Below are 26813 nucleotides of genomic sequence, written 5' to 3'. Positions count from 1 at the left end.
AATGACCAGGTCCCGGGCCTTGTGGCTCAGTGCGTGGGTGCTGCTGGGCGCGCTCTACACGCAAGCCCCGGCCCTGGGTGAGGCGCGCACCCTGTACCTGCTGGGGCACTCCATCCTCGAAACTCCGGCGGTGGGGTTGCACGAGGCGGACTGGCGCTGGCTGCGGGAGCGCCGCCGTTTGTGGATGGGGATCTCCAGCCCCGATTACGCACCGTTCGAGTTGAGCAGCAACGATGAGCTCGAGGGGATTACGGCAGATTACGCCGCACTGATAGCCGACGCGCTGAACATCACGGTTGAAGTCCGTCGTTACGACAACCGGGATGAGGTCATCACCGCACTCAAGCGTGGCGAGGTGGACTTTGTGGGATCAGCCAACGGCTACGAGGCGGCAGACCCACAACTGGTGCTGTCGCGCTCCTATGCCATGGATCAACCGGCCCTGGTCACCCGCACAGGCGAGAGCCAGACCCTGAGTGCCGACCTGGCCGGCAAGCGGGTGGCCATGTTCTATCATTACATGCAGCCTGATGCGGTACAGGCGTTCTACCCTCATGCCCGGCTACAGCTTTTCCCTTCGACCTTCGAGGCCATCGGCGCTGTTGCATTCGGCCAGGCGGATGTTTACCTCGGCGATGCAATCAGCGCCAACTACCTGATCAACAGGAACCACCTGAACAACGTTCGAATGGCCGATTTCTCTTCACTTGAAGTCAATCCGTTTGCGTTTGCATTTTCTCGCAACAACACGCGCTTGCTGCCGATCATCAATGCGGCGCTGGCCGCAATTCCGGTCAGTGAGCAGATGGAAATACTGCGGCGCTGGAGTGCCGGAAATCTTGGGTTCCTGGGGGCGGACCGGTTGCGCTTGAGTGCCAGTGAGCAGCGTTGGCTGGAGAAGAACCCCAGGGTAAAGGTCGCGATACTCGACAGGTTCCTGCCGGTTTCATTTATCGACAAGCAGGGCGCGTTCGAAGGGTTGAGCGCCGAGGTGTTGGCCCGTATCAGCTTGCGCACCGGGTTGAAATTTGACGTCGTCCCGGGCACCTCGATGCCCCAGCAGATTGACAAGGTCAGCACCGGCGGTGCGGACCTGATCGCGGTGGTCACGCCCAGCGTTGAACGCACGGACAAGGTGCGTATTACCCGGCCTTACCTGACCAATCCGTTTGTACTGGTCAGTCGCATGGATGACCGCAGCCCCCTCACCCTGGAAGACATGGCCGGCAAGCGCCTGGCGCTGATCGGCGGCAACAGCCTGCAAGAGGGGATTGCCCAGGCCTATCCCACTATCAAGTTTGTGGGCGTCGACAACCCTGAACACGCCATGGCGCTGGTGGCCAGCGGCGGCGCCGATGCGGCCGTCAATACATTGATCAGTGCGCGCTACATGATTGCCCGCGAGTACCGTGACCGCTTGCGGGTCACCAGCACGGTCGGGTCCGAGCCGGCCCGCATAGCCTTTGGGATCAACCGCAGCCAGTTGGAGTTGTATTCGATCCTCGACAAGGCATTGCTGAGTATCACGCCCCAGGAAATGGATGAATTGGCCGGCCACTGGCGTAGCGAGGTATTGGTTGAAGACAGTTACTGGGCGCGGCACCGCACCGTCATCATTCAAGGTTTCAGCCTGGCGGCGCTGCTGTTGCTGATCACGCTAGGCTGGGCGATTTACCTGCGCGGCCTGATACGCAAACGGGTGCAGGCCGAGCGTGCCCTGAGTGACCAGATGCGGTTTATGGGCGTGCTGATCGACGGCACGCCTCATCCGATTTATGTGCGTGATCGCCTGGGCCGGCTGATGGCGTGCAACAGTGCTTACCTCGATGTGTTCGATTACAAGCTGGAGGACGTGACCGGTAAAACCGTGGTCGAGACCGACACCGGCAATCGCCCCCAGGCCGAGTCCTTTCACCAGGACTACCTGCGCTTGATGGAGCAGGGGGAGCCACAGATACAGGATCGCGTGCTCAAGGTGCCGGACGGGACGGTCCTGACGATCTATCACTGGATGCTGCCGTACCGCGACGGTGATGAGCGGGTGGTGGGCATGATCGCCGGCTGGGTGGACGTCAGTGAAAGGCAGCACCTGCTCGGCCAGCTGCGGGAGGCCAAGGAGGATGCCGACGCCGCCAATCGCGCCAAGACCACCTTCCTCGCGACCATGAGCCATGAGATACGCACGCCCATGAACGCCGTGATTGGCATGATCGAATTGGCCTTGAAGGCCGCCGAACAGGGCCGGGCCGACCGCGATGCGCTGGAGGTGGCCGCCGATGCGTCGCGGGGCATGCTGGAGTTGATCGGCGATATCCTGGACATCGCACGCATTGAGTCGGGCCACCTGTCCCTGGCGTTGCAGCCGTCAAACCTGCATGCGTTGCTGGCGTCGGTGGCGCGGGTCTTCGATGGGCTGGCGCGGGCCAAGGGCCTGGTATTGAAGGTGGAACTCGACCCGCTGATTGATCGATGGGTGCTGGTGGACCCGATGCGTTTCAAGCAAGTGGTGTCGAACCTGCTGAGCAATGCGATCAAGTTCACCACCCGTGGCCAGGTACGGCTTGGCGCGTCCGGTTCGTCGGCGATTGCCAACGGGTACCTGAGCCTCAGGCTGTGGGTGGAAGACACCGGCATCGGCATCAGTGTTGAAGACCAGAAACGTCTGTTCAACCCGTTTATCCAGGGCACGAACACCGCGCAATCGGCGCGCAGCGGTTCCGGCCTGGGCCTGGTCATCAGCCGCAACCTCTGCGAGATGATGGGCGGGCAACTGCAATTGAGCAGCTTGTTGGGGCAGGGCACCCGGGTGGACGTCACCCTGGCGTTGGCCGTCGCCGACGCAACCCGGGTGCCGGCCGTCTCCGTTGCCCTGGAAACTTCGCCGGCCCACGCATTGAGCATCCTGGTGGTGGATGACTACCCGGCCAATCGGCTGCTGCTGGCCCGGCAATTGAGCTTTCTGGGGCATCGAATCACCACCGCCGAAGATGGCGTCCAGGGGCTTGAACTGTGGTTGTCCGGACGCTTTGATGGGGTGATTACCGACTGCAATATGCCATTCAAGGACGGTTACGAGCTGGCGCGGGATATCCGCACCCTGGAGCGTGAGCGCGGCCTGGCGCCTTGCCTGTTGCTGGGGTTCACCGCCAACGCCCAGCCCGAGGAAGCCGAACGTTGCCGACAGGCGGGAATGGATGGCTGCCTGTTCAAGCCCACCGGGCTTGAGGACCTGCATGCGGCCCTGATGTCGCGCACAGCCACGCCCTCGGTGGCCCCGGTCAGCGTGGATGAGTTGTCGCCAGACTTTGATTTGCGCGACCTGGAGAAGCTGACCGGAGGGAATGTCGACGCAGTAAAAGAGCTGCTGGTGCCATTGCTCGACAGCCTTGAAGCTGACCATGGGCAACTGGTGGTCCTGCAACACAAGGCCGACTTCGCCGGTCTGCACGACCTGGCCCATCGAACCAAAGGCGGCGCGCGCATGGTCAAGGCTCAGGCATTGATGGAGTGCTGCGAAGTGCTGGAAAACGTCTGTGAACGGCAAGCGCGTAACGAGTTGGCCAGTGCCATCGATGGCATGGATGAAGCGCTCGCTCACCTGCATCACGGGTTGTCGGTTTATTGCAATCAGACTTGACTGGCGAGGGCTGTCATTCGAGCTGTTTGGGACAACTCCTACATGAAGGTGGAACAAGCCTTATTTAGTCTTCGGAATATGTCTGGAAAATAGGCCGCCCAGTCCCTCACGAGCGCTCCTTGCTCAGGTGTTCGCCATGCCAAACAAAGCACTGACCCTCCTGATCGCCGATGAACAGCACCTGCAACGGCTGTACATCGAAAAAATGCTCAACCAATTGGGCTACTACCGCATCGTCCCGGTGCAAACCTTCGACGAAGTGCTGATCCTCACGGCCATCCCGACCGAGCCGTTCGACGTGTTGATCATCAATGCCGGGTTGGCGGCCAGCGAGGGCGGGGTACTGGCCTACCAGGAGCAGCACCCACAGATTCGCCATGTGCTGGTCTACGATATCCGGGACCTGGGCACGCCGGCCGCCACAGCGACACTGCTGGTGCGCCTGCCGGGTGCGCCGGACAGCGTCAACCTCGAACACTTCATGGACATCATCGACCCACCACCAGTCACCAGCGGGCTGCGGGTGTTGCCGTGGCTGCGGGAATTATCCCGCAGCCCTGTGGCTTAGTCCCAGTTCGGCGCGATGCCCTTGGGGCTGGTCAGCCGATGGCCACGCTCCAGGCCGGCGATCTGCGCCATGTCGTCATCGCTCAAGGTCAGGTCCAGGGCCTTGAGGTTGCTGGCCAGGTTGGCGCGCTTGGTCGACGACGGGATCACCGCGTAGCCCAGTTGCATGGCCCAGGCCAGGGTCACTTGCGCCGGGGTTGCCTGATGCCGTTCGGCGATCTGCTGGATCACCGGGTCCTTCAGCACTTCACCGTAGGCCAGGGTCATGTAGGAGGTGATCTGGATACCATGGGCCTTGGCAAAATCCACCACGGTGCGGTTTTGCAGGTACGGGTGCAGCTCGACCTGGTTGGTCGCGATGTGCTCGGCACCGACGGCGGCAATTGCCTGTTTCATCAGGTCGACGGTGAAGTTGGAAATACCGATCTGGCGGGTCAGGCCCTGGCGCTTGGCTTCCAGCAACTGGCCCATGAATTCGGCGACCGGCACCTGGTCTTCCGGCGATGGCCAGTGGATCAGGGTCAGGTCCAGGTAATCGGTCTGGAGCTTGCGCAGACTCTCCTTGAGGCTGGGAATCAACTGGCCTTCGGCGAAATTGGCGATCCAGATCTTGCTGGTGATAAACAGCTCGTTCCGTGGGATGCCGCTGTCGGCAATGGCCTGGCCGACATCGGCTTCGTTCTCGTAGATTTGCGCGGTGTCGATGACGCGGTAGCCCAGTTCCAGGCCGGTGCTGACGGAGTCGATGACGACCTGGCCTTGCAGGCGGAACGTACCGAGGCCGAATGCGGGAATAGACATGAGTGACTCCTGAAGTGATGTGAACAATGGAGTCGAGTATCGGCTCCTCGTTCCTTCAGAAAAACCGCTGAATCCGAAAAGGACTCTTTACCAAAAGTCATGAGTGGTGAAGAGCAAAAGCCATCGCAGGCAAGCCAGCTCCCACAGAAGACTGTGTTTATTCAGCCAGTTTTTTGAGTTGCCGCGCCAGGTCCAGGGCCACCCGCCCGCTGCTTGCCGTGGGCACCAGGTGGGTAAACGGAATATCGATCATCCGGTTCTCCCGCACCGCCCGCAAACGCGAGAGCACCGGGTCACTGATCAGCAACTGGCGCTTGCGGCTGGCCGGTGACCACACTGCATCCGCCAGCAAAATCACATCCGGGTCACTCATCAGCAGGGTTTCGCTGCTCACGGTGACGCGGTATTGGTTGATCCCGGCGAATAAATTGCGCGCCCCGGCAGCCGCCACCAATGTAGTGACAAAACCCCGCCGGCCTTCGCTGTCCAGCCCGTTGACTTCACTGTCGAGGTAAAACACCGACAGCGGTTTACCCTTGCCAGTCAGTGCCTGGGCACTGGCCAGGTCGGCGTCCATGGCATCGCTCAACGCCCGCGCCCGTTGCTGTTTGTGCACCAGGGCGCCGAGGGTAAACAGGTCGTTGCGGATATGCCCGAAGTAATCCAGCGAATGCCCGTCACACGCCGACTCCAGCAAATATGACCCAACCCCGTTGCCGGCCAATCCTGTGCGGGAAGTGACGCCAGTGCCAAAGGCAGTGGCGAACCCACCGACCACCAGATCCGGTTTCTGCGCATAGAGCACTTCGCTGGACGGGTACTTGGGCGCAATCACCGGCACGCCGAAATACTCGCCGTGTCGGTGGGCCACACCGTTGTCATCCAGATACGCCACGCCCACCAATGCCGAACCGACATCCAGCGCCAATAACAGGTCGGCCGCATGCTGGTTGAGGGCCACGATGCGCGAGGGCGGTGAGTGGGTGGCCGTCCAGTCCTGGTTGCAGTTGCGATAACGGTCCGCCAGGGCCAACGATGGGCAGAGCAGGGCGCCCAACAGCAACCACGACGCTTTCATGGGCGCTCCTTGATCAGCAAATCCTCGACGACTTCGCCGCCCACCAGGTGCACTTCCACCAGCCGTTGCACGTCTGCGTTGCTGTGCACGCCGTACCAGCACGTGTCCGGGTACACCGTCACAATCGGGCCCAGGTTGCACGGGAACTGGCAGTGGGTGCGGGTCAACAGCACGCCGCCAGGCTTTTCGATGCGGTCGTGTGCCAGCAGGTGGCGGCGCAGGGTTTTCCATAATTGCAGCGCGCCACGCTGGGTGCAGCGCGGGCCGGTGCACAGGAACACGTGACGGGTGTGGTCAGGCACATGGGACCAGTCCGGATGAGTTTCCACGGGCGTACTCATCAGAAGCGATACGTGTAGCGTACTTCGGAGGTGAACGGCCGCCCGAGGTTGTCGACGTTGCTGGCGCGGCTGGTGACGTAGTCGCGATCGAACAGGTTCTCTACCAGCAGGCTGACGCGATGTTGGTGGGCGTTATCGAGGTAGCGATAGGCGTCGGCGTCGACCACGGTGTAGTTGCCGTACTCGACCTTTTTCGAGCTGACAATATCGCCGATGTAACGCACCGCAGTACCGACGCCCCACAGGCGGTCCACCGATTCATAGCCGACCCGCGAGCGGGCGAAGAAGCCAGGAATATCATTGAGGGTGACACCCGCGCGGGACTCGGTGAGGTTGCGGGTCATGTCGGCCTGCACGCTCCATTGCTCGTTAAGTTGCAGCTTGGCGTCGGCCTCGAAACCGCGCATCTGGATCTGCCCCTGGCCGTTGATCCACTGGATATCGTCCTGGGTGATCAGGTCGGTGATCTTGCGCTTGAACAGCGTCACGCTGGCGCTGAAGTCCCGCGCCAGCAGGCTGCCCTTGTAGTCGATGCCCAGCTCGGCGTTGCGGCTCTTCTCCGGCTTGAGGTTGCGGTTGCCTTTCTCATCGTCTTCGTTGACGAACAGTTGCTCGGCATTCGGCAGTTTGTAGGCGGTGCCGTATTGGCCGCGCAGGGCCCAGTTGTCGTTGAGGTCATAAAGCGAAGTGAGCATGCCGACGGTGGCGCTGTCACCGCCGCTCATGGCTTCGTGGCGTACGCCGATGCTCGGGTGCCAGTTCGGCAGGGCTTCGATATTCGGGCGCAGTTGGGTGTACAGCGCGTGGGCCTGGGCCTTGTTGTCGTCGATGATCAATACATCATCCTGGCCCTTGAACCACTGGTTATCGGAACCGAATACCAGCACATGCTCGCCGGGCAACACGGCCTTGCCTTCGGCCTGCACGCCCCAGTCGGTGAAGCCCCAGTAGTCGTTGTGGTTGATGACCTTGGTGCCGCCGCCTTCGACATTGTTGAGGCGGGTGTAGCGCGTGTCCCAATCGTTGATATGCCCTTTGACGAAGTAGCTCAGGCGCTCGTTGATGCTTTGCTCGAAGGTCGCCGTGGCGATTTGCTGCACGCGGTCGTTGGTGGTCTTGTGGTTGTCCACCGGGCGGGCGAAATCCAGGTTGGCGTCGGCGTATTGGTAAAACAGTTCCAGGCGCGTGTCATCGCCAAACGACTGGATCGCCTTGGTGCCGAAGGTGGTGACTTCGTAGGAGCGCTTCTTGTCGGTGACGTTTTTCATGTCGCGGTTGCGAAACGGTTGGTAGCCCTCGGAGACGTTGCGGCTGACGTAGGCCAGCAAGCCGAGGTCGCCAAACCCGTTATTGAAAATCTTCTCGACCCGGGCATCGCCGGTGGTGCCGCCGAAGGTGTCGGCACCCAGGTTCACCTCGCCGGACGCCTCGCGGGTTTGCGGGCTGCGGGTGACGATGTTGATCACCCCCGACACCGCCTGGGTGCCGAACAGCAGGCTCTGGCCACCCTTGAGCACTTCGATGCGCTCGATGGCGTTGGCGGGCAGGGTGTCCAGATACAGGCCGCCGTACAGGCGGTTGTTCAGGCGCACGCCGTCCAGCAGGATCAGCGTGTCGTCGTTGCGCCCGCCCAGCAGTGAATAAGTGCCGTAGTCGAACGGGCCATTCTTGGGTGCCACGTACAGGCCGGGGATGAACATCTGCATCACGCGCGACACATCGGCGGCGGGGCCGGCGCGTTCAATCTGTTCGCGGGTGACGATCTCAACCTTGCTGCCGTACTGGGCCATCTCGGCCACGGTGGTGGATTCCACCGACGGTGCGGAAACGTTAAGTTGCTTGAGTTCCAGGGTGTTGTCGTCGGCCAGCAGCAGGGGGCTGAACAGGCAGCCGAACAACAGGCCGGGCACAGGAGTCTTGAAAGGTCGAATCATAGTCTTCTCGGAAAAGTATCTTTCGCGAAAAGCACGCACGAGTAGGCACCGAGCACACGCCAATACCGGCCCATGCCCGCCCACCGCAGGATTTTGCCAAACAGAATTCCAGGCCGGTCTCCGGGCTCACGCGTATGGACACCTTCACCTTCCCATGGCGCGCTGGCCACAGTGGTGTGTCGAAGGGGTCACGCGTCTACCGTTGCGGGGGCAGCACCGGACTGGCTCAAAAAAAGAGCGGCACCGGTTTCCCGTTTCACCCCAAGCACGGCGGCAGGGGGCACCTGAAACAGGCCGGCATCTGAACATTCGAAAGACCGTTCGTCAACTTGGCGGGGACTTTTCCGGTGGCTGCATGGGAAGCGACTGACGGATATTGCCAGAAAATTCCCACAGGAGTACAAATGTACTCCATGACGAATCTAACGCCCCGCCGTACCGCCATCCTGACCTTTATCCGCGACCGAATCGCGCAGCAAGGCCAGTCTCCCAGCCTCGCCGAGATCGCCGAGGCGTTCGGCTTTGCCTCCCGCAGCGTGGCGCGCAAGCATGTGCTGGCGCTGACCGAGGGCGGCTTTATCGAGGTCAACCCCAACCAGGCGCGCGGCATTCGCCTGCTCAATCAGCCGGCGCGGCCGGAGCTGCTGGACATCCCGGTACTCGGCCGGGTGGCCGCCGGCTTGCCCATTGGCGCCGACGCTGAAGTGCATAACCGTCTGCTGCTTGATCCCTCCATGTTCGCGAAAACCCCGGACTACCTGCTGCGGGTACAGGGCGATTCGATGATCGAAGACGGCATCCTCGATGGCGACCTGGTGGGCGTACGCCGCAGTGCCGAGGCCTTGAACGGGCAGATTGTGGTGGCGCGCCTGGACGGTGAGGTCACCATCAAGCGTTTCGAACACGTCGGCGAGCGCGTGCGCTTGCTGCCGCGCAACCCCGCTTATCAACCCATCGTGGTGCGGCCCGATCAGGACCTGGCCATCGAAGGGGTGTTCTGCGGTTTGGTGAGGCAAGGCTGATGGGCGCCGTCGTTGCACTGGACTCGCTGTTCAATGGCGGCCGGGTCTGGAAAGGCCGGCCTGCCGCGCCGCCCGCCAGCGTCCATCCCACCGGGCTTGCGGCTCTGGATGCAGTGCTGCCCAGCGGTGGCTGGCCGGAAGCGGCGTTGAGTGAAATCCTGATGGCGAAGGAGGGCGTGGGCGAGTTGCAACTGGTGTGGCCGACCCTGGCGCGGTTGTCGGCGGCCGGCGAGCGCATCGTGCTGGTGGCGCCGCCTTACACGCCGTACCCCCACGCCTGGCAAAACGCCGGGGTGGATGTGCGCCAGCTTTCCGTGATCCAGGCCGATGAACGCGATGCCTTGTGGGCCGTGGAGCAATGCCTGCGTTCCGGCAGTTGTGGCGCGGTGCTGTGCTGGCCGCGAAAGGCCGATGACCGGGCCTTGCGCCGCTTGCAGGTGGCGGCGGAAACCGGCCAGACCCTGGCCTTTGCCTGGCGCTCCTTGAACGAGGCCATCAACCCGTCACCGGCCGCCTTGCGCCTCGCGGTAGAGGCGAGCCCGGCGCAAGTGCGTGTGCTCAAGTGCCGGGGCGGCCTGGCCCATCCCGCGCCCATTGCGCTTGGGCACTGAGGTTGGCATGCGCTGGGTGTGTATTGTCTTCCCGCAATTGGCGCTGGACGGGGTGCTGCGTCTGCGCCCCGAACCGGATCAGCCATTGGCCCTGTTGGCCGGCACGCCGCAACGACGGGTGCTGCAAACCGTCAATGAGGCCGCGCGCAAGCTCGGCCTGCGCCCCGGCCAATCCCTGACGGCGGCCCATGCCTTGACCAAGGCTTTTGCCTGCGCCGAATACGACCCGGCACAGATCGAATACTGGCAGCAATTTCTTGCGGCCTGGGCCTACCGTTTCAGCTCCCAGGTCAGCGTGTATTACCCACGGGCGTTGTTGTTCGAGATCGAGTCGAGCCTGGGCCTGTTCGGGCCCTGGCCGTTGCTCGAAGCGCGCTTGCGCAAGGAACTGACTGACCTGGGGTTTCGTCATCGCATCGTCGCCGCGCCGAACCCGGCGGCGGCGCGGATTCTGGCGAATGCCTACGACGGCCTGGCCGTGGCCGATGAGCAAGGCCTGCAACAAGCCCTGGCGCCGATCCCCATCGACCGCGCCGGCCTCGACCCACACGCCGCCACCGCGTTGTCGCGTATGGGCTTGCGCACCCTGGCCCAGGTGCAGGCATTGCCCCGGCATACCCTGGCCCGGCGTTTCGACGCGGCGCTACTCAAGCACCTCGATGCACTGTGCGGGCAACGGCCCCTGGCCCTGGCGTTCTACCAACCGCCGGACCAGTTCGATGTGCGCATCGAGCTGAATTTTGATGTGCTGTCCCACCAGGCTTTGCTGTTTCCCTTGCGCCGTTTGACCGGCGATTTATCGGCGTTCCTGTGTGGCCGCGACAGTGGCGTGCAGCGTTTTGACCTGCACCTGGAGCACGCCGCAGAACCCGACAGCGTGATCAAGGTCGGCCTGCTCAGCGCCGAGCGTGACGCAGCAATGCTGTTCGAACTGGCCCGTGGCCGCCTGGAGCAAGTGCAAGTCACCTCGCCGGTGCGTGGCTTTCGCCTGGTGGCCCAGGACCTGCCGGTGTTTGTGCCCCAGCGCCAGGACCTGTTCGACGAGCGCCCGCAACAAACCCTGCCGTGGGAGCAACTGCGCGAACGCCTGCGGGCGCGGTTGGGGGACGAAGCGGTGCAAGGCCTGCGCTTTCACGCCGACCACCGCCCGGAATGTGCCTGGCAAACCGGTGCTGACAGTCGCCCGTGCACACCCTCAAATAGAGTGCAGCGCCCGGGTTGGTTGCTGCATGAACCGACGCCCCTGGCCGAGCAAGGTCTACACATCCTGATGGGCCCGGAGCGCATCGAATCCGGCTGGTGGGATGGTGCCGATGTGCGCCGCGATTACTACCTGGTGCGCACCCGCGCCGGCCAACAGGGCTGGGCTTATCGCACCGTGGGCGAAAGCGGCACACTGTGGCTGCAAGGCTGGTTCGCATGAAGTACGCAGAGCTGCATTGCCTGTCCAACTTCAGTTTCCAGCGTGGCGCCTCCAGTGCCCGTGAACTGTTCGAGCGGGCCAAACAGCAGGGTTACGAGGCGCTGGCGATCACCGATGAATGCACCTTGTCGGGTATCGTCCGTGCCTGGCAGGTGGCCAAGGAAGTCGAGTTACCGCTGATTATCGGCAGCGAGATGCGCCTGGAAAACGGCCCGAAGCTGGTGCTGCTGGTGGAGAACCTGGAGGGCTATCAGCACCTGTGCCGGCTGATCACCATCGCCCGCCGCCGTGCAGAAAAAGGTCACTACCGCCTGCTGCAGGAAGACTTCACATCCGTGCGAGGTTTGCTGGCGTTATGGATGGTCGAAGACACCGACACCCAGGCCCATATCCAATGGCTGTGCAGCACCTTTACCGATCGCCTGTGGCTGGCCGTGGAGCTGCATTGCGGCCAGAACGATGCCCGCCACCTTGAACAACGCTTGAACCTGGCCGCCAGCCTGCACCTGCCGGCGGTGGCCTGCGGCGATGTGCATATGCATGTGCGTGGCCGCCGTGCCTTGCAAGACACCATGACCGCGATCCGTCACCACGTACCGGTGGCCGAAGCCGGTGCGCGCCTGCATCCCAATGGCGAACGGCACTTGCGCAGCCTCGACGCATTGGCCGCGCTGTACCCGGCACACTTGCTGGAAGAGTCCCTGAACATTGCCCGGCGTTGCACCTTCGACCTCAGCCAACTGCGCTATCAATACCCGAGGGAACTGGTGCCCGAAGGGCAAACGCCTGAGAGCTGGTTGCGCACCTTGACCGAAGAGGGCATTGCCCAGCGTTGGCCGCACGGCGTGGACGCCAAGACCCTTGGGCAGATCAACGATGAGCTGAAGCTGATCACCGAGCTGGGCTACGAAAGCTACTTCCTCACCGTACACGACATTGTGCGCTTCGCCCGTAGCCGTTCGATCCTGTGCCAGGGCCGCGGCTCGGCGGCCAACTCGGCGGTGTGTTTTGCCCTGGGCATCACCGAGATCGACCCGAGCCTGATGAATATGTTGTTCGAGCGCTTCCTGTCCCGGGAACGCAACGAGCCGCCGGACATCGACGTGGACTTCGAACACGAACGCCGCGAAGAAGTGCTGCAATACGTCTTCCAACGCTACGGCCGCACCCGCGCCGCATTGACGGCGGTGGTCAGCAGTTACCACGGCGCCGGCGCGGTGCGGGACGTGGCCAAGGCCCTCGGGCTGCCGCCGGATCAGGTCAACGCCCTGGCCGACTGCTGCGGGCGTTGGAGCGATGAGGCACCACCCCTGGAGCGCCTGCGCGAAGGTGGTTTCGACCCCGACAGCCCGGTGCTGCGCCGGGTGCTGACCTTGACCCAACAACTGATCGGCTTCCCCCGGCATCTGTCCCAGCACCCCGGCGGCTTCGTGATTTCCGAACACCCGCTGGACACTCTGGTGCCGGTAGAAAATGCCGCCATGGCCGAGCGCACCATTATCCAGTGGGACAAGGACGACCTCGACGCCGTGGGCCTGCTCAAGGTGGATATCCTCGCGCTGGGCATGCTCAGTGCGATTCGCCGCTGCTTCGACCTGCTGCGCCGCCATCGCAATCAGGACCTCAGCCTGGCTTCGGTGCCCAAGGAAGACGCGGCGACCTACGCAATGATCAGCAAGGCCGACACCATTGGCGTGTTCCAGATTGAGTCGCGGGCACAGATGTCGATGTTGCCCCGCCTGCGGCCGAAAGCGTTCTACGACCTGGTGATCGAGGTCGCCATCGTGCGGCCCGGGCCGATTCAGGGCGGTATGGTGCATCCGTACTTGCGGCGACGTAACAAAGAAGAACCCGAAACCTACCCGTCGCCGGAACTGGAAAGCGTGCTCAAACGCACCCTGGGCATCCCGCTGTTCCAGGAGCAGGTCATGCAGATCGCCATGGTCGCCGCCGATTACACACCCGGCGAAGCCGACCAACTGCGCCGCTCCATGGCCGCCTGGAAACGCCACGGCGGCCTCGAACCCCACCAGCAACGCTTGCGCACCGGCATGCTGAAAAATGGCTACACCGAAGCCTTCGCCGCGCAGATCTTCGAGCAGATCAAGGGCTTTGGCAGCTACGGTTTTCCCGAGTCCCACGCCGCCAGTTTCGCCTTGCTGACCTACGCCAGTTGCTGGCTCAAATGCCATGAACCGGCGGCGTTTGCCTGCGCCCTGATCAACAGCTGGCCCATGGGTTTCTACAGCCCGGACCAGATCCTGCAGGACGCCCGCCGCCATCATTTGCAGATCCGCCCGGTGGATGTGCAAGCCAGCGACTGGGACTGCAGCCTGGAACCGATCGAAGGCCAGCAACCGGCGATCCGCATGGGCTTGCGGATGATCTCCGGGTTTCGCGAAGAAGATGGCCGACGTATCGAAAATGCGCGTCAGGCACGGGCGTTTTTTGACATTGCCGACCTGGGCGAGCGCGCCCGATTGGACACCCGTGCCCAGGAACTGCTGGCGGATGCCGGTGCCTTGCGCGGCCTGGCCGGGCATCGGCACCGGGCGCGCTGGGAGGTGGCCGGGTTGCAGAAGCAACTGGGCCTGTTTGCCGGTGTGGTCAGCCCCGAAGAAGCGGTGGTGGAACTGCCGCAACCGACAGTGGGCGAAGACCTGTATGCCGACTACGCCAGCGTCGGTACTACCCTGGGTCCACATCCCCTGGCATTGTTGCGCGATGAATTGCGCGCACGACGCTGCCGCAGTTCCAAGGAATTGCTGCTGGTTGAGCATGGGCGCAACGTCAGCGTCGCCGGCCTGGTCACCGGACGACAGCGCCCGGGCACGGCCAGCGGCGTTACCTTCGTCACCCTGGAAGATGAGTTCGGCAATATCAACGTGGTGGTCTGGCGCGATCTGGCCGAGCGGCAGCGCCAGGCGTTGGTGGGTTCGCGGTTGCTTAAAGTGGATGGGCGCTGGGAGGCAGTGGGGGAGGTTCGGCACCTGATCGCCGGGCGCCTGACCGACCTGACCCCGTTGCTGTCGGGCATCAGTGTGCGCAGCCGGGATTTTCGCTGAGCCGGCTCTTGCTCCTTCATACCGGCATAAGCAATATGCGATGAAACCAACCGCCGCTGTCGGGCTCAAAGTGTTCATCGCCGCCCACCTTTATCTTTTTGCCGAGCCGACTGATGCAGTTTTTATCCGATACCCATGGCTGTGATGGCTGGGCTGGGGAAATGGCCCAGAGGATTCGCGCATTCGACTGGTCCACTACCGACCTCGGCCCCATTGGCGCCTGGCCCTCCAGCCTGACCAGTGCCGTGCAACTGATGCTGGCATCGCCCATTCCTATGGTCATGCTGTGGGGACGGGCGGGTTACATGATCTACAACGACAGCTATTCGGTGTTTGCCGGCGGTCGCCACCCGTATCTGTTGGGGGCGCCGGTAGAACTGGGCTGGCCGGAAGTCGCCGACTTCAACCGCAATGTGGTCGACACCTGCCTGGCCGGCGGCACCTTGTCCTATCGCAACTTGCCCCTGGAGCTGTTGCGCGACGGCCGTCCGGAACAAGTGTGGATGGACCTGTATTACAGCCCCGTGGCCGGTGACGATCAGCAACCGGCCGGGGTCCTGGCGATTGTGGTGGAGACCACTGAACACATGATCTCCGAGCGCCTGCGCCAGGAACTCACCCACAACCTCGAGCAGCGTGTCGCCGCCGAAGTGCAGGCCCGTTCCGCCGCCGAAGAACAGCTGCGTCAATCACAGAAGCTGGAAGCCATTGGCGGCCTGACCGGCGGCGTGGCCCACGACTTCAATAACCTGCTGCAAGTGGTCTCCGGCAATCTGCACCTGCTGGCCCGGCATGAACCGGACAACCTCCAGGTGCAGCGCCGCGTCAGCGCCGCCATCGCGGCAGTGGAGCGCGGGGCCAAACTGACCTCGCAGCTGTTGGCGTTCGCCCGTCGCCAGCCGCTGTCGCCGGCGGTGTACAACCCATTGCGCATCTACGAAGGCCTGGGTGAATTGCTGCAGCGGGCGTTGGGAGAAACCATCCACATTGATGTGCAACTGCCCCAGAATCCGTGGTGCATTAACGTCGACCGCAACCAACTGGAAAACGCACTGCTCAACCTGGCGATCAACGCCCGGGATGCCATGAAAGGCGAGGGCGTGATTCGGATCACCGGCGAAAACATCATCCTCAATCCCCCGGACTGCGCCGGCAAAAGCATCAACCCCGGTGAATACGTGCGCCTGGCCGTCGCCGACAGCGGCGCCGGTATGTCACCGACGATCCTGGCACGGGCCTTTGAACCGTTTTTCACCACCAAGCCGAATGGGCACGGTACCGGCCTGGGCCTGAGCATGGTGTTCGGGTTCGTGCGCCAAAGTGGCGGGCATGTGGAGGTCGAAAGCGTGGAGGGCAGCGGCACCGTGGTGCAGATGTATTTCCCGCGCAACCTCGGAGAGCCGGAAAGCCACGATACGCCCGTCCAGCTCACACAACACAGCGGCGGCCAGGAGACCATCCTGGTGGTGGAGGACAACGAAGGCGTACGCGCGGCCGCGGTGGAATTGCTCGAACAATCCGGCTACACCGTGCTCACCGCCGAAGACGGCGACCGGGCCATGCTGATGCTCCAGGCCGGCCTGCAACCGGACCTGATTTTTACCGACGTCGTGATGCCGGGCCGGGTCAAAAGCACCGACCTGGCCGAATGGGCGCGGGAGCAAGTGCCGGCGATAGCGGTGCTGTTCACGTCCGGGCATACCCGCGACATTCTTTCCAGCAACCACCTGCTGGGCACCGACATTCACCTGCTGAGCAAACCCTATGGCCCGGATGAATTGGCGCAACGGGTGCGCTCGGTGCTGACCTCCCGAATGATGTGACGAATGAAGATCCAGCCAGCAACACCAAGCCACTGTGGGAGCCGGGCTTGCCCGCGATGGCGGAGTGTCAGGCACCCCATCCGGTAACTGGTACACCGTCATCGCGGGCAAGCCCGGCTCCCACAGTTGATCTTCACTGCCTTGAACACACCGATAAGGTTACCCATGACTTCCCAGCGCAATCTTCCCCCAGACACCTCACTCACCACCCAACGCCCAGGCTTCGTGCGGGTGCGGGGTGCCCGGGAACACAACCTGCGCAATGTCGACGTGGACATCCCCCGTGATGCCCTGGTGGTGTTCACCGGCGTGTCAGGCTCCGGCAAGTCCTCGCTGGCATTCTCCACCGTCTACGCCGAAGCCCAGCGCCGCTACTTCGAATCCGTCGCGCCCTATGCCCGTCGCCTGATCGACCAGGTTGGTGTGCCCGACGTCGACTCCATCGAAGGCCTGCCACCTGCCGTGGCCCTGCAACAGCAGCGCGGCACACCCAGCACACGGTCCTCAGTGGGCAGCGTCACCACCTTGTCCAGCCTGATCCGCATGCTCTACTCCCGCGCCGGCAGCTACCCGGCGGGGCAACCGATGCTGTACGCCGAGGACTTTTCCCCCAACCTGCCCCAAGGCGCGTGCCCGCAATGCCACGGCCTGGGCCGGGTGTACGAAGTGACCGAAGCCCTGATGGTGCCCGATCCTTCCCTCACCATCCGCCAGCGCGCCGTAGCGTCCTGGCCGCTGGCGTGGCAAGGCCAGAACCAGCGCGACATCCTTGTCACCTTGGGCTACGACGTCGACATCCCATGGAGAGATCTGCCGAAAAAGCAGCGCGACTGGATCCTCTTCACCGAAGAAACCCCCACCGTCCCGGTATATGCCGGCTTCACGCCCGCGCAAACCCGCGACGCCCTCAAACGCAAACTCGAACCCAGCTACCAAGGCACCTTCACCGGTGCTCGACGCTACATCCTGCACACCTTCACCCATTCCCAAAGCGCCCTGATGAAAAAGCGCGTGTCGCAATTCATGCAAGGCAGCCCATGCCCGCTGTGCGAAGGCAAACGCCTGAACAAGGCCGCGCTGTCGGTGAAATTTGCCGGCGTGGACATTGGCGAGCTGTCGCAAATGTCCCTGCTGCAACTCGCCGAGCTCCTGCGCCCGGTGGCTGAAGGGCAGGGCGATAAAAAACTCTCCGTGGAAAAACGCCTGGCCGCCCAACGCATCGCCCAGGACCTGCTCGAACGCGTCAGCACCCTGACCGACCTCGGCCTCGGCTACCTGGCCCTGGAGCGCAGCACCCCGACCTTGTCATCCGGCGAACTGCAACGCCTGCGCCTGGCCACCCAACTGGGCTCGCAACTGTTCGGCGTGATCTACGTACTCGACGAACCTTCCGCCGGCCTGCACCCTGCCGATGGCGAAGCCCTGTTCGCCGCCCTCGACCGCCTGAAGGCCGCCGGCAACTCGCTGTTCGTGGTGGAACACGACCTGGAAACCATGCGCCGCGCCGACTGGCTGATCGACGTCGGTCCCGCTGCGGGCGAACACGGCGGCCAAGTCCTCTACAGCGGCCCACCCGCCGGCCTCGCGCAGATTGAAGCCTCGCAAACCCGCGAATACCTGTTCGCCGAAAAGCGCCCGGTCAGCCAACCACCGCGCCAACCCACCGGCTGGCTGAGCCTGGAAGGCGTCACGCGCAATAACCTCAACGACCTCAGCGTGGACTTCCCCCTGGGCTGCTTCACCGCTGTCACCGGCATCTCCGGCTCGGGCAAATCCAGCCTCGTCAGCCAGGCGCTATTGGAACTGGTAGGCGCAGGCCTGGGCCGCGTGGTGGAAACCGAAGACGAACCCAGCCTCGAAGACGACGCCCCACAAACCAGCGGTGGCCGCATCAGTGGCGGGCTGGAACACATCCGCCGCCTGGTGCAAGTGGACCAGAAACCCATCGGCCGCACCCCACGTTCCAACCTCGCGACCTACACCGGGCTGTTCGACAACGTGCGCAAACTGTTCGCCGCCACACCTGCGGCTAAAAAGCGTCATTTCGACGCCGGGCAGTTCTCCTTCAACGTCGCCAAAGGGCGCTGCCCGAACTGCGAAGGCGAGGGTTTTGTCAGCGTTGAATTGCTGTTCATGCCCAGCGTGTACGCGCCATGCCCGACGTGCCACGGGGCGCGGTACAACCCGGAGACGTTAGCGATCAAGTGGGAAGGCCTGACCATCGCCCAAGTGCTGGGGCTGACGGTTGAACAGGCGGTGGAGGTATTTGCCGAAGAGCCGGGTGTGCTGCGCTCGCTGCAAGTGCTGCGGGATATTGGCTTGGGGTATTTGCGCCTTGGGCAGCCGGCGACCGAGTTGTCGGGCGGGGAGGCGCAGCGGATCAAGCTGGCGACCGAGCTGCAACGTAATGCGCGGGGCGCGACGTTGTATGTGCTGGATGAGCCGACGACCGGGCTGCATCCGCGGGATGTGGATCGGTTGTTGAGCCAGTTGAATCATCTGGTGGAGGCGGGGCATACGGTGATTGTGGTGGAGCATGAAATGCGTGTCGTGGCGCAGAGTGATTGGGTGATTGATATCGGGCCGGGGGCCGGGGATCGAGGCGGGAAGGTGGTGGTGAGTGGCACGCCGCAGAAGGTGGCGAAGAGCAAGAGCAGCCGGACTGCGCCGTTTTTGGGGCGCGAGTTGGGCTGAGTTTTGCTCGACGTGCGCCATGTTCGCCGGCAGCTTCGTGATTGCCCGAGCGTTCGGTAGACTGCAGCGGTTGGCTGGATGATCCGGCCTGTCGCTGGATCTGGAACTTATGGACACAAGTACATCTCAGGTAAGAAACCCCTCGCGCCCGGCGATGGTCACATTTTCGGTGGCTTATTGCTTGATTCTCACAATAAAAATTGCCTACTGGGTGGTCAGCGACGGCTGGGGTATGGCCAGGACGGGTGATATCTCGATCATCATGCTGCTCCCCGCTGCGCTGACCTGCATTCTGTTGGCCGTGGGTAGCCTGTTGCTGTGGTTGCGCAGTGCAAAATCTTCGTGGTTTCTATTGGGCTCGTTACTTTTCGGGCTGATGCTAATCCCGCTCATGCTTCCGGAAGTTTTCCTGGTATCGGCCAGCCAATATGTGCAGGTTGCCTGGTTCGTACTGCCGGCCGCCCTACAAGCAGCCTTGCTGATTGCCGTTTGGGTCTACAGCCTGCGGATACGCCGCACAGGCTATTTCAAGTAGCCTGTCCAAAATTGCAAAGTCGGGGGTAGGACCACATTTAAAACAAGGGTGGTCTGACCCGATTTGTTGTCGTTCGACTTGACGCCGCCCATCGGAAGATAAGCCCGGGCCCGGAAAACCTCTTTAATGGCTGGACGACTTTATGCTCACGGCGTTTTTGCAATACCCTGTTTCGTTTGGCAATCCTGCAGCAAACTTCAGGAAGATTCGCGATCTCGTAGATTCGGCGCAATTTGATCTCTTGGTGATGCCTGAGCTTTGCACCATCGGTTATTTTCACGACTCACGTGAGGCACTGTCCAGGCACGCCGAGTTGGCGCTTGATGGGCCCACCGCGCAGTTCTTGCTACAACTGTCGGCAGACAAGGATGCAACGCTCATTGCGGGTATTGCTGAGCGAGATGGCGATCAGATCTACAACACAGCGATTGTCGTATCGCGAGGGCGATGGTTGGGGAAACAACGCAAGTGCCATCTGTCACGCATAGAAAAGCCGCTCTTCACACCTGGCGATTCATTCACCTGTTTCGATGATGGAACCTGCCGATTTGGCGTTCTGACTTGTTTTGACCTCTGGATGCCAGAAGCCGCCCGCCTGCTGGTGCGCCAGGGTGCACAGCTACTGTGTTGTCCAGCCAACTATGGCGGACCTTGGACGACCCAGCTTGCGCGTATTCGCGCAATGGAAAACGCCACTCCGCTAATCTGTGCCAATCGTACCGGTGTGGAAATGTATGCAGGCTCAGAGGCGACATTCAGAGGTGAAAGCCAGATTGTCGGGCCTATGGGAGAAGTTTGGGCATCTGCCACAGAAGAGACGTCCCTTGGCTTGTCGATAATCGACCCGGCTGCGTACCTGCTCAAAGCCAATCCTATGTGCGATGACTTGATGGAAGAGGCAAGTCGCTATGTGTTATCCGGTCCACGCTCAAAATGAACACACCCTGTCTGACAAAAGAAGCAGCGCAAAATGGGGTCAGACCACATTTAAACCTGTGGTGGTCTGACCTCGATTTTTCATAACTCCGATTTTTCAATCAGCGGACGGTGACCCCGCCATTTACACAGTCGTGAATGACGCCTTCAAGCTTGCGACACAACAGCATCAGCACATCCGAAATGTCCGGATCGCAAGGGTCTATCGCCGAACCCAGTGTAGAGACAGTAATCGACGAACCGTCATTAATCACCTGGTCTGGCGTGGTCGACTGGATGGCCAGCCTCGCGTCACATTCAGCTATTTTTTGCGCGATCTCGGCGTTCGGGTCGAGGTTTTCCCATTCAATAATTTCCTGAATCTCCCCAGGTACCCAGTCTGGGTCGTCCTCTATTTGAATCAGAAATGGCGTGGGGGTATGGACCAGCAATTGCGGGATAACCATCCCATAGCCGCGCCACTCCGTTACCGAGACGTGCCACGAGGAATTTTCTCGCAGATGTCTGGCAACGTCTGACAACGTCAAACCCACCTGTTTTGAGTTGAAGCAAATGTGTGCAGAGCTCGTCATAGCGGTGCGCCTGTCGACCATTGGTTATTTGCACGCGATGCTAAAGCGCTTGTGGGTTACAGACAATTTCAAATGACCGTTCTGGCTCGATCTTCGCTGACGGGTGGTCTGCCCCCCTACCTGCGCTCTTCAATGCTGCGCACTAACGCCCCAAAAAGCTCACTCCGCGGCATCTCGCTCGAAGGAATATTCGCCTTCTCGAACCACTCCCAATCCGCCTCAGGATGCGGGCCACTCAGCACCACTACCCCCTTTTCATAGGTGTAACGCGCTGCCGCCACATCACCATTCCGGTAGGTCGCAATGGTTGAAGAAGGCGAGGTCGCGTCAGGCTTGGGAAAGTAAGGCCCATCCTGATAAAAGACGCTATCGGCTTTCCCATCCCACACAACCTGCACTGCCGCGTCCGCAATGCCCGCGACCTCAAACCCAGGCCTGCCCGCCTCTGAATCAAGGTCGTAGGGTATCAGGCCAAAATTGCTGTCATCGGCCAGATAAGCGCCCATACACAGCCCCAGGTAGCGCCCACCCTGGACGACAAAGTCACGAATGGCTTGCACCCGCGCATCCCCCAAACTATCAAGCGCCGCAGGGATGTCCTGGCCCCCGCCGGGTTGAACGTAGAGGTCATAACGAGCGAGGCTTTGCCGCGTGATGTCGATCGATTCATCAGCACCTACAAAGTCAATCTGCGCATTCGGGCGGACGCGCAGCAGGGCTGTTTTAACCTTCTCTGAGCATTCATCGCAGCCCGCGGGGCCTCGGTAGATCGCGACATGGGTGATGGGGGTTGCGGCTTGCACCGAGTAAGGAAGCAGCGTGAAAAACGCAAAAAGCGTCGCGGCGATGGCGTGCAGATTCATGGTTGTAGAGTCATCTTGAAACTGATGGGGGCGATTCGGACTTTGTGAGTCAAAGCCTAAAGCTAATGGCCACGTGAAGGCGTTAACATTTGTAAATCGGCTAGTGTTGCTTGGCGCAGCATTTTCCAGGCTGGCCCAATACATCGGCTACGGATGCGTTTGGAGAAGGGCTATACAAGGTGCAGTAACGTTGGATGGGTTGGCGTTGTTCGCTGCTTTTGTCCGATTGCTGCCATTGGTGACTGGCTGCAATCGGCCAAAAGCGGACCTTCGCGAGGACTTCTCCAATGCTGGCACCTAAGCCGGTTAGTTGCTGACCAAACGCATTGCCTCAACCGATTGGATCGCCGAACAGATGGGGCATACCAACGGCAACATGATTCGCCAGCATTACGGGACGTGGATTAACGAAGATGGGCCAGACGTGGTGGGCATGCTGCAGCTGGCGCTAAAGCTGTCACCGGTCACAGCTCTACACGAAACTCGGTAATACCCACCGCATCGGCAAAACGGCCTACGGCCGTCAGGCTCGCCCAGGTGCGCAGCGGCTCCCGCCGGGAGCGCACCGGCACCAGGCGCGCCGTGGGACCACCGAGGCGAATCGAGAGCGTCCACTTAGCATCGTCGCCAGCAACGCGGCCCACCACCGCCTCACGGATCGCGTGCTGGCTGACCAGGGCCTTTAGCGTGTCCGACTGGATGGCCTCCCCGATCATGCTTTCAGCGCCTCCAGGCGAGCCAGTGCGACGTTGTCGACGTGGATATACAACGCTTCAATCGTCGTGTCGTTGAACGCGCCGGAGGCCTCTAGGCCCTCGATCAGGCTCTGCGCACGGTCGACCCACATGCGCACGGCGCGGTCGTTTTCTGCGCGCTCGATGCCGGCCAGGTGCTGTTCCACGCAATTGCGCGGCTTGGGCGGCAGCACAATCCCGCCCAGCGGATCGAATCCGTTCATGTCGGCACCGCCGCCAGGTCGGCCAGCAGGTCGCGCAGTTCAACCCACGGGTGTTTGGCGAAGTCGGTGGCCATGGCGCAGCCGTCGACGTGCAGGAAGGGTTCTCGGGCGTCGTCGGCCATCTGCTGCGCGTAACAGCCCGGGCAGGACACATACAGGCCGTCCAATACCCACCGTTCCTGCCAGAACTCCAGGGCCTGATGCAGCCGGTACCGGGCCGCATCACGGTCACGGGCGCTCATGGTTGAGCAACCTGGGGCTGCTGGCCCCAGTCCTTGCCCAGCAACGGCGTCGTACTCAATTCCTCATAGGTGGCCAGGTTGATCAGACCGGCCCGCAGCCAGCCCGTCGCCATGCCCATCGCGTAGCCCAAGGCGAAGGTATGAGCCATGTTGTTTTCGGCACCCTGGAACTTGCGCAGGGCTTCGTCCCAAGGCCGTCGCAGCGTCGAGGGCAGGCCCGGGGGGGGCGGATCAAACCCGGGGATTTCAAATTCCTGGCCGCCGGGAATGCTTTTATCCACGGGTCTGACTCCTTTTCGAGTGAGGGGCTATCAGTGCGTAAAACCACTGTAGGGGCGGGTGGTGTACCAGTCTAGGGGGTATTGGTTTCCGCCGGCACAAAAAAAGGCCCCCACACCTGTCGTACGTGTGGGGGACTTTTTGACATAAGCGGCGTTATTAGAAACGCAAAATGAAACGAGTTTTGCTCGACGGTAGGTTTCAGCCGTGGAAAAAAGAATATTCTCGCTTTGGAAACTCGAGTCCAGATCAAGGAGAACACATGAACTTTCTAAGTGCATATGGCAAAGAAATTGTATCGCTAGCGGTTCCGCTACTAACTTGGATACTGAATTCGGGGCTCAAGGCTAAAGCAAAGCTGGTATGGGCAAGCCCCCATTTCTTCCATTTTTTAGTCCAGGAGCCTATCAACGATCCTGAAGGCAACGTTGTGAGCCCGACTCAACGTGTATGCACAGCTTCAATCAAGGTGATCAACACTGGACGAGAGACGGCAACAAAGATCGAATTAGTTTTCAACTGGAAACCGCAATACATACATCTCTGGCCCGTTCGTCATTACGAACATAAAACTGATCAGGACGGTCGCCATATTTTGATATTCGATAACCTATCCCCAAAAGAGGAAATCGGGATTGAAATAATGTGCATCAACAGAGATCTGCCAGAGCTTCTTTTAGTTCGAAGCGCGGAATGCATCGCGAAAAACGTGAGGCTTTCATGGGTGGGCTACTCATCTCCTCTAAAAATCAATATTGCACGTGCCTTGCTTCTGTTAGGTGCTAGTACCTTCATCTATTTGGTGATTGTCCTCGTGCAATTTTTGGTGCTCCGAACGCCAGCCTGACAGGGCATCTGAAGCGCCGTGTGAAATGGATGCGACAGGACCCGCGAAGCCACTTTCACGACTCAAAAAACTCGCAGATGACGGGCGAACAATTTCGCACCAAAACAGCGCGCCAGTCCCATGGTGGTCCCATGGGGCTGTTTTTGAGACGCCAAAAACCACAAACCCCCGACTTTCTCTAGGAAAATCAGGGGTTTGCGTTTTCATAATTTGGCGGTGAAGGAGAGATTCGAACCCGCATCACTTGGCACTCCCCTCGCGTCCATTAAGGATCCCGCGATGACTGCTTTTGGCCGATAGCAGCCGGTCGTTCCGTAAGCTGCACGCCATCTGTTGAGCTGGCAGTATCAGCCAGAGAAGGGGAGATCAAGGTTGATCCAGGCGTGGCCATTTGCATGTGAAACAGCAGGATCAGCCATGTGACTGCCCTTGTCGGCTCGTTCTATCCGCCTTCAATCGTCAATTGGCCTGGTTCTAACCGGGACGTGCTTAACCACCATTAGCCCGGTTGAACTGCCAACGTGGGGAACGACCCGCTATGCCGGTAAGTCTACCTGTATCTACTCATGGGTAAGGTACAGCGCAATGGATAAGACAATCACCGTCGATCAACTAGCGACCACCGACCTTGGATCAATCAACGAAATATGGCTTGGCGGGACGCATACCCAGCTATGCCTATGGCGTGGCGAACAGGTCTTCACCCACGAGATGATGAGCGAGGGCACCCACGATCAGAATGTCCAACGCCTGTGCTTGCAGTTGGTCAACCCTGACGATCAAACCGCCGTAGCCAGCGTTGAGGTAATTGTGCGCGAACGGCTGAAAAAAATGGGGAAGGAGGGCGAGTTTTATCCCGCAGAGGAGGCTGATACTCATCAATAAGAAAAGGAGTATCGGCTATTTATGGGGAGTCAATCCAAGGCCTGTTGTCGCTTGGAAGCGTATCTTCCGATGATGATCCTGGATCGCTTAGGGTGACTCACTCAATTCAGTAACACCATGGAGCAGCCAACAGGTTATGGATATCGAATTTCGCGGTAATGGCATGCGTGATAACCCGTCTGTAGGTACATGCGATGAGTACGGTGTGAGCGGGATTACCCACTTTGACGATCTAGCCGAAGCTCGTCGTAAGATTGCTGAGTCGCACCCTGGATTTAAACCTCTGTTCTCGCTCGATGATCTGCACCAAGCCCGCTACACCTCGGGACATGTGCGCAACAATTCAGGGATGGACGATGCATCGGAGCAGGACATAGCGGGCTTACCTGCAGAGTGCTTCGAGAATGGCGAATACATAGGCTATCCGACTACGAAAGCGGAGTTCGCAATCTGTCTTCGCAATTTCATGAACCTGGTTGCAGCCACGTCTTTCGAAGACGCCTGCGCTCATGGTTTGACGCTGGATGAGCAGGCCCTGCAGGAGTGGATCGGTTATCAGAACAACCCTGTCTCTCTTCTAGATCAGCCCCTTTCCGCTGTCCTGGTGCCCGTTCAACAGTCTTGCCAGGCACTCGCGGCTTTTCCGAATGGCTATTTCACTTCCGACCTGGATCCTGCAAAAAACTTTGCGGTTGCGCGTCACTTTTCAGAAGCACATGGCTATGAATTGATGGGCGTAGGTGCTTCTTACATCGGCTTCATTCGTGCCGAACCGCCTGATGCATCCCTGGCTAACGTCGTAGCCAGAGACTTCTGTGCGCTCTACAACACTAGCGATGAAGACCTACAAGCACGGGTTTGCGCAGTCGCACAGGCGATCTCCGGTCGGGCGCATTTGTGGCTTCGTTACGTGGAATGAGCTCCGTGCGTTTCTGTCGCCATCCAGGTCAAAAAATGATGGAGCTGAGTCGTAAATTTCTTTGGCTTGGCATCCGGGTTCCTTGCCTGGGACAAGAAAAAAGAGATCTGCATTCTCATGCTCGGGTAATGCTGAACAAACTGCTCGACAAGCTCTTCCAGTGTTTGCGGCCACATCAGGTCCTGTCCGACCGCGGAGCGTCATACAAACGTCCATCAGCAAAGCCTGAAACTGTGGCTGCATCTCGACGTTGGACACGGTGAGGATATAACCGTCCGCATCAGTGCCACGAGGTTGGAGTCGTTCCATGAAGCCGTCCGTGAGTGGTGTTCAGTAAAAATCGGGGTCAAACCCCATCAAAACGTGCGCCGGCCTTCCAGGCTGGAAAACACATACATACCCGCCAGCATCGCCACTACGAAGATGAGAATTTGCCAGTGCCCGGTAAACAGAAGGACGACCGCAGGCCCAGGGCAGATACCGGCAATTCCCCAACCAATACCGAACACCACGCTGCCTCCTATCAAGCGCACGTCCAACGCCCTGCTCACAGGCAACTGCATGGGGGCCGTGAGCAAGGATTGTTTGTGCTTGCGCGCCCAATTCATAGGGATAACTGCCACGGCGATGGCCCCGACCATCACCAAGGCGAGTGACGGGTCCCAGGTTCCGGCCACGTCAAGAAACGCCAACACCTTGGCGGGGTTGGCCATGCCGGCCAAGAGCAGGCCCAGGCCAAAGATCAGCCCGGCGAGAAATGCGCTCAACTTGGTCATCAGCT

General features: G+C 60.8%; 24 protein-coding genes, 1 pseudogene and 1 riboswitch. Of the genes and pseudogenes, 14 read left to right on the top strand and 11 right to left on the bottom strand.

Going from position 1 to position 26813, the window contains the following annotated elements:
* Position 1: 1 nt before the first annotated feature.
* A complete protein-coding gene (locus tag BLU46_RS02870) occupies positions 2-3637 on the top strand; it encodes a transporter substrate-binding domain-containing protein (RefSeq protein ID WP_093198352.1) in 3636 nt (1211 codons plus the stop codon).
* A 136-nt stretch (positions 3638-3773) separates the two neighbouring features.
* Positions 3774-4205 (top strand): chemotaxis protein CheY, encoded by a 432-nt coding sequence (locus BLU46_RS02865; protein WP_093198348.1) that lies wholly within the window; start codon positions 3774-3776, stop codon positions 4203-4205.
* Here the strand turns inward: BLU46_RS02865 and dkgB are convergent.
* The 4 genes from dkgB to BLU46_RS02845 form a co-directional block, all read right to left on the bottom strand.
* A complete protein-coding gene (dkgB, locus tag BLU46_RS02860; protein WP_093198344.1) occupies positions 4202-5005 on the bottom strand; it encodes a 2,5-didehydrogluconate reductase DkgB in 804 nt (267 codons plus the stop codon). The two genes, BLU46_RS02865 and dkgB, sit on opposite strands and share 4 nt — an antisense overlap.
* A 157-nt stretch (positions 5006-5162) precedes the next feature.
* Positions 5163-6083: an ABC transporter substrate-binding protein gene (locus tag BLU46_RS02855; RefSeq protein ID WP_093198339.1), complete on the bottom strand. Its 921-nt coding sequence runs from the start codon at positions 6081-6083 to the stop codon at positions 5163-5165.
* Positions 6080-6412, bottom strand: a complete 333-nt coding sequence (locus BLU46_RS02850) for a (2Fe-2S) ferredoxin domain-containing protein (RefSeq protein WP_172834510.1) — start codon at positions 6410-6412, stop codon at positions 6080-6082. The genes BLU46_RS02855 and BLU46_RS02850 overlap by 4 nt, the downstream gene beginning before the upstream one ends.
* Before the next feature lie 11 nt (positions 6413-6423).
* The gene (locus BLU46_RS02845; protein ID WP_093198330.1) at positions 6424-8358 is read right to left on the bottom strand and encodes a TonB-dependent receptor plug domain-containing protein; all 1935 of its coding nucleotides are present in this window, start codon (positions 8356-8358) and stop codon (positions 6424-6426) included.
* A 94-nt stretch (positions 8359-8452) separates the two neighbouring features.
* A riboswitch (cobalamin riboswitch) is annotated at positions 8453-8661 on the bottom strand.
* Between the two features lie 101 nt (positions 8662-8762).
* Between BLU46_RS02845 and lexA the strand changes: the two genes are divergently transcribed.
* From lexA to BLU46_RS02805, 8 genes are all read left to right on the top strand, one after another.
* The gene (gene lexA / locus BLU46_RS02840; protein ID WP_063031178.1) at positions 8763-9380 is read left to right on the top strand and encodes a transcriptional repressor LexA; all 618 of its coding nucleotides are present in this window, start codon (positions 8763-8765) and stop codon (positions 9378-9380) included.
* Entirely contained in the window at positions 9380-9991 is a 612-nt protein-coding gene (gene imuA, locus BLU46_RS02835; RefSeq protein WP_017475309.1) for a translesion DNA synthesis-associated protein ImuA, read from the top strand. Before lexA ends, imuA begins: the two co-directional genes overlap by 1 nt.
* Positions 9992-9998: 7 nt before the next feature.
* Positions 9999-11414, top strand: coding sequence for a Y-family DNA polymerase (locus BLU46_RS02830; protein WP_093198325.1), 1416 nt, complete (start codon positions 9999-10001; stop codon positions 11412-11414).
* A complete protein-coding gene (locus BLU46_RS02825; protein WP_197680873.1) occupies positions 11390-14479 on the top strand; it encodes an error-prone DNA polymerase in 3090 nt (1029 codons plus the stop codon). The genes BLU46_RS02830 and BLU46_RS02825 overlap by 25 nt, the downstream gene beginning before the upstream one ends.
* 113 nt (positions 14480-14592) lie before the next feature.
* Positions 14593-16302, top strand: coding sequence for an ATP-binding protein (locus BLU46_RS02820; RefSeq protein ID WP_063031172.1), 1710 nt, complete (start codon positions 14593-14595; stop codon positions 16300-16302).
* Positions 16303-16467: 165 nt separating this feature from the next.
* Complete coding sequence (gene uvrA, locus BLU46_RS02815; protein ID WP_093198315.1) at positions 16468-18996, top strand: excinuclease ABC subunit UvrA; 2529 nt, start codon at positions 16468-16470, stop codon at positions 18994-18996.
* Positions 18997-19105: 109 nt separating this feature from the next.
* A complete protein-coding gene (locus BLU46_RS02810; protein WP_063031168.1) occupies positions 19106-19531 on the top strand; it encodes a hypothetical protein in 426 nt (141 codons plus the stop codon).
* A 142-nt stretch (positions 19532-19673) separates the two neighbouring features.
* Positions 19674-20468: a nitrilase-related carbon-nitrogen hydrolase gene (locus tag BLU46_RS02805; RefSeq protein WP_093198311.1), complete on the top strand. Its 795-nt coding sequence runs from the start codon at positions 19674-19676 to the stop codon at positions 20466-20468.
* Between the two features lie 100 nt (positions 20469-20568).
* Here BLU46_RS02805 and BLU46_RS02800 read toward each other — a convergent pair whose 3' ends face one another.
* Together BLU46_RS02800 and BLU46_RS02795 are read right to left on the bottom strand one after the other, a co-directional pair.
* Entirely contained in the window at positions 20569-21039 is a 471-nt protein-coding gene (locus BLU46_RS02800) for a hypothetical protein (RefSeq protein ID WP_093198306.1), read from the bottom strand.
* A gap of 116 nt (positions 21040-21155) precedes the next feature.
* On the bottom strand, positions 21156-21902 hold the full coding sequence (locus BLU46_RS02795; RefSeq protein WP_093198301.1) for a BPL-N domain-containing protein: 747 nt from the start codon (positions 21900-21902) through the stop codon (positions 21156-21158).
* A gap of 310 nt (positions 21903-22212) precedes the next feature.
* On the opposite strand from BLU46_RS02795, the pseudogene BLU46_RS33140 reads away from it, so the two are divergent.
* Positions 22213-22392, top strand: a pseudogene (locus BLU46_RS33140) (site-specific integrase); the annotation flags it as partial.
* Here the strand turns inward: BLU46_RS33140 and BLU46_RS02785 are convergent.
* Genes BLU46_RS02785 through BLU46_RS02770 form a run of 4 tightly spaced genes read right to left on the bottom strand, consistent with a single transcriptional unit; the run spans position 22367 to position 23383 of the window.
* Positions 22367-22618 carry a hypothetical protein gene (locus BLU46_RS02785; protein WP_093198295.1) on the bottom strand — a complete coding sequence of 84 codons (252 nt, stop codon included), beginning with the start codon at positions 22616-22618 and terminating at the stop codon, positions 22367-22369. The pseudogene BLU46_RS33140 and the gene BLU46_RS02785 overlap by 26 nt on opposite strands.
* Positions 22615-22860: a hypothetical protein gene (locus BLU46_RS02780; RefSeq protein ID WP_093198290.1), complete on the bottom strand. Its 246-nt coding sequence runs from the start codon at positions 22858-22860 to the stop codon at positions 22615-22617. Before BLU46_RS02780 ends, BLU46_RS02785 begins: the two co-directional genes overlap by 4 nt.
* A complete protein-coding gene (locus tag BLU46_RS02775; RefSeq protein ID WP_093198286.1) occupies positions 22857-23102 on the bottom strand; it encodes a hypothetical protein in 246 nt (81 codons plus the stop codon). The genes BLU46_RS02780 and BLU46_RS02775 overlap by 4 nt, the downstream gene beginning before the upstream one ends.
* Positions 23099-23383, bottom strand: coding sequence for a hypothetical protein (locus tag BLU46_RS02770; protein ID WP_093198283.1), 285 nt, complete (start codon positions 23381-23383; stop codon positions 23099-23101). Before BLU46_RS02770 ends, BLU46_RS02775 begins: the two co-directional genes overlap by 4 nt.
* Before the next feature lie 260 nt (positions 23384-23643).
* On the opposite strand from BLU46_RS02770, the gene BLU46_RS02765 reads away from it, so the two are divergent.
* The 3 genes from BLU46_RS02765 (at position 23644) to BLU46_RS02755 (ending at position 26032) form a co-directional block, all read left to right on the top strand.
* Positions 23644-24228: a hypothetical protein gene (locus BLU46_RS02765; RefSeq protein WP_093198278.1), complete on the top strand. Its 585-nt coding sequence runs from the start codon at positions 23644-23646 to the stop codon at positions 24226-24228.
* A gap of 585 nt (positions 24229-24813) precedes the next feature.
* Positions 24814-25113, top strand: a complete 300-nt coding sequence (locus tag BLU46_RS02760; protein ID WP_087694689.1) for a hypothetical protein — start codon at positions 24814-24816, stop codon at positions 25111-25113.
* Between the two features lie 136 nt (positions 25114-25249).
* The gene (locus BLU46_RS02755; RefSeq protein WP_231988865.1) at positions 25250-26032 is read left to right on the top strand and encodes a DUF4253 domain-containing protein; all 783 of its coding nucleotides are present in this window, start codon (positions 25250-25252) and stop codon (positions 26030-26032) included.
* Between the two features lie 356 nt (positions 26033-26388).
* Here the strand turns inward: BLU46_RS02755 and BLU46_RS02745 are convergent, their stop codons facing one another.
* Entirely contained in the window at positions 26389-26808 is a 420-nt protein-coding gene (locus BLU46_RS02745; protein ID WP_093210085.1) for a DUF6691 family protein, read from the bottom strand.
* Positions 26809-26813 lie beyond the last annotated feature (5 nt).

It is taken from the genome of Pseudomonas yamanorum, from assembly GCF_900105735.1.
GTDB classification, from domain to species: domain Bacteria; phylum Pseudomonadota; class Gammaproteobacteria; order Pseudomonadales; family Pseudomonadaceae; genus Aquipseudomonas; species Aquipseudomonas yamanorum.
The sequence above is the reverse complement of the archived record's forward strand: the minus strand, read 5'-3'. Positions and strand labels throughout refer to the sequence as shown.